At 54.4% G+C, this 776-nt stretch carries 2 protein-coding genes; both read left to right on the plus strand.

The window, feature by feature from the left end:
- Positions 1-159: 159 nt before the first annotated feature.
- On the plus strand, positions 160-435 hold the full coding sequence (locus EXE45_RS16695; RefSeq protein WP_137694990.1) for a hypothetical protein: 276 nt from the start codon (positions 160-162) through the stop codon (positions 433-435).
- Positions 432-776, plus strand: a 345-nt coding sequence (locus EXE45_RS16700) for a hypothetical protein (RefSeq protein ID WP_137694991.1), incomplete at its 3' end; no start/stop codon positions are given. The genes EXE45_RS16695 and EXE45_RS16700, both read left to right, overlap by 4 nt.

The raw sequence follows: 776 nt of genomic DNA on the forward strand, positions 1-776 counted from the left end.
AGACAACCCTGCGGACTTCCTCAAGTGTCCGTCGTGTCATCGGACGACGACCACGAAGATCACCGTCCACCTCGACGGCGACTTCACAATCGAGTGTGAAGCGTGTGGGGCGACAGCTATCGGACACAAACTCAACCAGTCCGACAGAACCTACGAATAATGCCGTGTAGCCACCACGATTCCGAGTGGAAGACTGTCGGTAGGTACTACGAGGTTCGTGACGAGACAGGGACGAAAGACGTACGCTATGTCCCCGAAGACGACTTTGACAGCGTCGAGATGACCTTCGATGAGGATGGTCGCCCCACCGAGGTCACGATCGACGGGGAGACGTTTTTCGACGGCCCACCGACAGAGTTTGCGTGGCTGAAGATCCGCAACCACGTCTACGACGTGTGTCCCGACTGCGCGTACACTCGTCAGGTGAATCCATGAGCGACATACCAGACCTCGCGAAAACGGCGCAACTCAAAGGCGTCAACGACCTCATAGAACGACAACGCGAGCGGATCATCGAAGAAGCAAACGACCAGCTCGAACGGTACATCCGAAAAGCGATTGCCGAAATCAACTGGGAGAATGTGGCTATCCTTGACATCGTCCACATCACACGCATTGATCCCGACGAGTTTGAACGGACACACGGGTTCCAGCATCACGCATACCCGTCCCAAGAGTTAGCGCCTAACGTTGACACCTACTACGGGATTGGCGATCATCACAAATGTGTATATAGACTTACCGAGTACCAATGTCAGGAAATCGCTGTTGATCCT

It is taken from the genome of Halorubrum sp. SP9 (assembly GCF_005435015.1).
Classification (GTDB): Archaea; Halobacteriota; Halobacteria; order Halobacteriales; family Haloferacaceae; genus Halorubrum; species Halorubrum sodomense.